Source organism: Pseudorhodoplanes sp., from assembly GCF_050250235.1.
Classification (GTDB): Bacteria; Pseudomonadota; Alphaproteobacteria; order Rhizobiales; family Xanthobacteraceae; genus Pseudorhodoplanes.
Genome location: NZ_JBFWPA010000255.1, coordinates 1 through 5172, shown reverse-complemented (window position 1 = coordinate 5172; position 5172 = coordinate 1). Strand labels below are relative to the sequence as shown.

At 54.4% G+C, this 5172-nt stretch carries 3 protein-coding genes, 4 pseudogenes and 1 other annotated feature; of the genes and pseudogenes, 2 read left to right on the top strand and 5 right to left on the bottom strand.

Annotated features, from left to right (window positions below; translation table 11 throughout):
- Window positions 1–121 precede the first annotated feature (121 nt).
- A pseudogene (locus AB7F49_RS38070) lies at window positions 122–882 on the bottom strand (IS3 family transposase); the annotation flags it as partial.
- Window positions 464–580: a sequence feature (AL1L pseudoknot), on the bottom strand. Its footprint overlaps the pseudogene before it by 117 nt.
- A gap of 220 nt (window positions 883–1102) precedes the next feature.
- On the opposite strand from AB7F49_RS38070, the pseudogene AB7F49_RS38065 reads away from it, so the two are divergent.
- Window positions 1103–1427 (top strand): annotated as a pseudogene (locus AB7F49_RS38065) (transposase); the annotation flags it as partial.
- 10 nt (window positions 1428–1437) lie between these two features.
- Here the strand turns inward: AB7F49_RS38065 and AB7F49_RS38060 are convergent.
- The 4 genes and pseudogenes from AB7F49_RS38060 to AB7F49_RS38045 form a co-directional block, all read right to left on the bottom strand.
- The gene (locus tag AB7F49_RS38060) at window positions 1438–2496 is read right to left on the bottom strand and encodes a glycosyltransferase (RefSeq protein ID WP_428532804.1); all 1059 of its coding nucleotides are present in this window, start codon (window positions 2494–2496) and stop codon (window positions 1438–1440) included.
- Window positions 2497–2640: 144 nt separating this feature from the next.
- The gene (locus AB7F49_RS38055; RefSeq protein ID WP_428532801.1) at window positions 2641–3333 is read right to left on the bottom strand and encodes an acyltransferase; all 693 of its coding nucleotides are present in this window, start codon (window positions 3331–3333) and stop codon (window positions 2641–2643) included.
- Window positions 3326–4525 (bottom strand): glycosyltransferase family 4 protein, encoded by a 1200-nt coding sequence (locus tag AB7F49_RS38050; RefSeq protein WP_428532798.1) that lies wholly within the window; start codon window positions 4523–4525, stop codon window positions 3326–3328. The genes AB7F49_RS38055 and AB7F49_RS38050 overlap by 8 nt, the downstream gene beginning before the upstream one ends.
- An 89-nt stretch (window positions 4526–4614) precedes the next feature.
- Window positions 4615–4791, bottom strand: a pseudogene (locus AB7F49_RS38045) (IS66 family transposase); the annotation flags it as partial.
- A 40-nt stretch (window positions 4792–4831) separates the two neighbouring features.
- Here AB7F49_RS38045 and AB7F49_RS38040 point away from each other — a divergent pair.
- Window positions 4832–5032: pseudogene (locus tag AB7F49_RS38040) on the top strand (IS630 family transposase); the annotation flags it as partial.
- Between the last annotated feature and the right edge of the window lie 140 nt (window positions 5033–5172).

Genomic DNA, 5172 nt, shown 5'->3' with positions numbered 1-5172 from the left:
TTTTCCGTGACGCTCACGACCCAGGCTTTTAACCCACGCCGCTCACGGTGGTTTGCCACCTGCTCCTGCAAGCCGATGGCGAGGGGCCTACCCTCATCTCTTACGCCGCTTGCTGCGGCACACTGAAATCCGATACCCACAGCGCATTCGGTCGATCCGCCACGAATTGCCGGTTGACCTTGTCGAGCGGACAGGACGCCGCCTTGTCGCTCACCGTCGGTTTGACAGGCTTGCTGCGCACGACGCCCTGCTGGCCCATGGCCCGCATCAGCCGCTCGATCGTGCAGCGCGCCACAGTCTCGCCTTCCCGGATCAATTGTCGCCACATCTTCCGCGCGCCATAGACGCCGAAGTTCTCGTCGAAGACGCACCGGATTTTTTCGCAGAGCGCGGCGTCGCGCCTGGCGCGAGGCGAAAGTTTTGCGGGATCGCGGCGGCCCGCGGCCCGCGCGTGGTAAGTAGAAGGGGCGATCGGCAACACCTCGCAGATCGGCTCGACCCCATGCGCCTCGCGATGATCGTCAATGAAGGCGATCATGGCTTGAACCGGCGGTCGAGCTCCGCCTGCGCAAAATACGCCGACGCCTTACGCAAAATCTCGTTGGCCTGGCGCAGCTCGCGGTTCTCCCGCTCAAGCGCCTTCAGCCGCGCACGCTCGTTGCTGGTCAGCCCGGCGCGGTCGCCCGCGTCCCGTTCCGCTTGCCGAATCCACCGGCGCAAACTCTCTCCCGTGCAGCCAATCTTCGAGGCGATCGACAAAATCGCCTCCGATTCCGAGCCGTAGTCCCCCCGGTGCTCCCGCACCATCCGATCCGCACGATCCCGAACCTCAGGTGTTCGCTTCCATAGCCCCAATCTCTCAAGAGTTGGAGCCTCCGGCATATGTGGAACGGCCCTGGAGGCAAGGATCTTTTTCGAACAACTCAGTCTGCTGGAACGGTGCAGTCATATGTCCGGCCTGTCTGCGCGGTCATAGACCGCTGGCCTCGATGAAGTCCGCGATGCAGAGGGCTTGATCAAACCCACGCGCTATGAGCGCATTGCCGGAATGGCCTCATCTGCATTTGTGGAACGGCCCTGGAGGCAAACCCGGGGCGGTTACATCATGGACAACTACGCCACCCACAAAACCGCGAAGGTCAAAGCATGGTTGGCGCGGCGGCCCCACTACCAAGCGCATTTCACGCCGACTTCAGCGTCATGGATCAACCAGGTGGAGCGATGGTTCGCTGAGCTGACGCGCAAAAAAACTGCCACGCGGCGTTCATACCTCCACAGCGCAACCCGAAGGCGACATCCGCGCCTTCATCGAGCGCCACAATGAAAATCCCAAGCCCTACAAATGGACAAAATCCGCCGACGAAATCCTCGCCTCGATCAAGCGTTTCCGCCAGAAAACCCAGCAAATATTATGCAGCACACTTTAGATTCAGGTGACTAGACTTTATTTACGTAAGGCGGCATTGACCCGCCGCGTACGAGCCACTTGTAAAGTTCATCTTGCATACGAGCTATCCGCATCCAAGAGAACTTTTGGGCAACAAGGCTACGGCCCATCTGGCCACGGGCACTGAGAGCCGAGTCATCCAGATGAGCGACGAGGATTCGTTTTATATCTTCTGGGATCGTCGTAATTTCCACTGCGGCTTCCGCCTCGAACCCTTCTGGTAGGTTGCATGCTTTCGTCATAAAAACCGGCAGACCGTAAGACCAAGCTTCCAGTACCGCAACCGGCAGACCTTCTGAATAAGATGGCAGAATGAAAGCGTCGGCATGCGCAAAGACCCCCGCCTTCGCATCACCATGCTGTGGGCCTGGAAAAACGACGTCGTTGGAAAGTCCCTGACGCGCCACCATTTCCTCAAGAATAGCTCGATGGCCTCCATCATCCCACCCCGCCAACATAAGACGCCATTCGGATGCGAGCTTCGGCGCGTCCGCCTTGAAAAGCGCCCATGCCTCAATCAGTTCCCTAAGCCCCTTCTTTGGATGTATACGTCCCAGAAATAGTAGGGTTTTCCGATCTCCAGCATAGAAAAAACTTGGCCTTTCCGGTATTTCGTCCAGCTTGGGAAGCCCTACGCCATTCGGAATTATAGCAACTGGGTTAGATAACCCTAGTTTCCGTATGGAAATAAGTTCTGATTCGTTGAGGGCGTGAAGGCAATTAGCGCCCTTAAGATTCGCGTCCTCATAGATCAACCCTGCTATGCGCTTTTTCCATCTCGAGTTAGAGATAGCCCACGAATCAAGCATCCCGTGTGGAGTAATTACGACAGGTAGGTTAGTGCAATGCCGCCAAGCAGAAACTTGACGGGAGATTGCGAGCCATAACCCATGTTGATGCAATAAGTCATGATTCCCTGCCATTAACGCGCGCCCGAGCTGGGGAGCATAGCCCAGTTTGGTTGGGCCTAGAGTGCAATAAGTAGTAGTGTCCAAGGTCGACCATTCACTAATGTCCTCGTCGGTAAATCGATCGCGCAGTCCGTACATCGTTAGCCTGTAACAGCTAATATCATTTATAGATTTTGCTGCATTTAATATTGCATGGGAAACGCCTCCTCCAGAGCGTGAAATACTTCCGGCTACTATGCCGATTGAAATTTTTGGGATGCCCGGGGGTTGCTCCCTCATTGCCTAACGGACCGCTCCTGTCTCACGGATGAAATATGCTAATTGATGCGGAAGGGCTTTGATTGGTTTCGCTGGGACGCCGGAATATAATTGATAGCCTTGGCTTGGCTGTCCGCGAAAGACGCTTCCCGCGCCAATTACGCTCCCATCTGGAATAATCGAACCCTTTAGGATGATGCATGCAGATCCAACAAGACAATGTTTGCCAATAATAATAGGCGCAGACTCTTGACGGTTTGCTACTATATTTATGCCGTGTGTAAGCAGCTGACAATTGAATCCCGCGATTGTTGAGAACGATCCAATACACACCGTATTTGTACAATCAATGATGTGGCGCGATGTCAAAGCGCTGTCGCGCTCCATAATAAGCTCTGATCGTCGTCCGACATCAGCAACAAAATGTTCCCCACTGTCGAGCATTCCAAATACCCAATTAAATGTTCCGATCGACGCATTTGCACTAAGCTCTAACCGATGAAGATTACGAATGACCGAAAAGTGTCCGATGCGACTGTCTGGACCGAGCTCGGCCTCAATTACTCTCAGGTAAATAATGCCAATATTCGCACGGCTGTCGATGCTGTACCCGAGAACATGGCGATATAGCCATCGGCGACAGCGGACACCTAAGAGTGCACCTAAAATTAGCACCAGTAAACATCGGCAAACTGTTGGCAGAGCTGCGTTACGCATCTGCAATCGCCGCAATTAAACGTTCCTGATAGCGTTCCCAACAAAAGTCCTGAGCCCGCTTTCGGGCCGCTCTCGACATGTTCTCGCGCAGAGCGCGGTCTTCAACGATTCGCTCAATGGCGTTCGCTAGCGCCACCGGATCACGGGACGGAACGATGAAGCCTTCCACACCATCCCGCACCACCGAACCCGATTCGTAAGTCGTGACTATCGGTAGGCCCGCCCCAAGGGCCTCATAGGTCACCCCAGCTGATCCTTCTGCTAGAGAGGGCAAAACAAGTACATCGGCTTTGATGAACTCGTTTGGAATATCTGCTCGGGCTACCCGTCCAAGGAATGTAATTTCCCCGCACTCGGGAAATTCACGGACAACGCGGCTAGCGTGCCCCGCAAGTATAAAGCTGTATTCTCGCCCGCGTTCTCGAAGTATTTCCGCACTCATTGAGTAATAATGAGCGCCTTTACGTAACACTGCGCCCCCAGCAAAAAGAATGCGGCCTGGCTGAGGTCTCGACTCAAGTGTGAACCATCTATCATGAACAGAATACGGCACAATTCTTGTCCGCTCCTCGGGAATGGAAAAATTATCTACGAGATCTCTCTGAACAAATTGAGATGGACAAAGAAATAAATCGGTATATGCCAACATTAATTCGGGAAAGCCAGGGGCTCCAACGGCATCTAACTCTTGAGGCCAAGACGGATAGGACCGTTGTTCGCGCGCAATAATACTCGGTGACGAGAGCGCAATGTTGACGTCGGATATTACCTTTATACCTTGGCGTCGCGCTTCAATTAGCAGCGAGTGGCCATGTCCAAAAACAGATAAGATATGTGTTGCATTACCGAAACCGTGCGTAACCATGGCTGCCCCGGTTCGTGACCAGTGATTTTGCCGCGCGCGAATAAGTTCGGTTGGGTCATTTGCAAAGAGCTCGAGGAACTGCCCCCAGAGTGATGGAGCATCAAATGTATGTGTTTTTTTAATTATATTACGCGGAAGTTTGCGGTTAGCCAGACGGCTAAGCCTACCACCCAAGACGGGCAGAAAAGTACCCATACGCGCTAGCTTCCCAAAGCCGCGATCCGCACACAAGTCCGTATAAAACGCTTCTAAGACCCCCTCTCGAGCGAGTGCTGAAGGAATTGCATAGTTACGTAATGCGCCGAGATGCACGACAATGACTTTCATCTGTCGATTTAACTTTGAATAGCTAGTCATAAGAGGGTGGCCCGGAGGTAATTACCCACGCCTGACGTCAGCGTTACGATCGCGGCGGCTCAGGTGGTGACTGTATGGAAGTTTGTCTGGAAGGGTCCAACGTCGTCGAGAGCCGCGATGTCGACCGTGGTGCGGACTGCGGTTTCGTAATCGGCGACCCAGATGGCGCGGTAGCCGTTCGTCACCTTGCGCTGGATCACGGCAGGGCCCAGTGCCCGTTCGGTGGCGTTGTTGGTTGCTTCGTTGCTTCGACCTTTCCGGCGAAAGCGCAAAACGTCGTGGCTGAACGCCGTCGAAGGCTTCTTCTCGACCATCACCCGTCGAAAAATCCGCCGCGGCGTCTTCAAGTCCGTGCCCCAACTTGAAGCCGAGATCGCTCGCTACATCAGGGAGCACAACAAATCTGCGCAGCCCTTCGTCTGGACAAAGCCGGCAAAGGCCATATTCGACAAGCTCGCGGAGGTTCCTGAACCTTCCGTCTGTGTCAGTGCACTAGCCCATCTTATTCGTGACGGCGCCGTTCGAAGGCTGGCGAGCATAGCATAGGTGGCTGAAACGGCGTAGGATTCGGTTGCTGACACCAACCCGTTCCGCTTCGACCTCACAGCCACGCCCGC

Bases quoted from the DNA above. Each gene is read 5' to 3' on its own strand.
- AB7F49_RS38060 (WP_428532804.1), bottom strand. From the start codon at position 2,496: ATGTACGGACTGCGCGATCGATTTACCGACGAGGACATTAGTGAATGG.
- AB7F49_RS38055 (WP_428532801.1), bottom strand. From the start codon at position 3,333: ATGCGTAACGCAGCTCTGCCAACAGTTTGCCGATGTTTACTGGTGCTA.
- AB7F49_RS38050 (WP_428532798.1), bottom strand. From the start codon at position 4,525: ATGAAAGTCATTGTCGTGCATCTCGGCGCATTACGTAACTATGCAATT.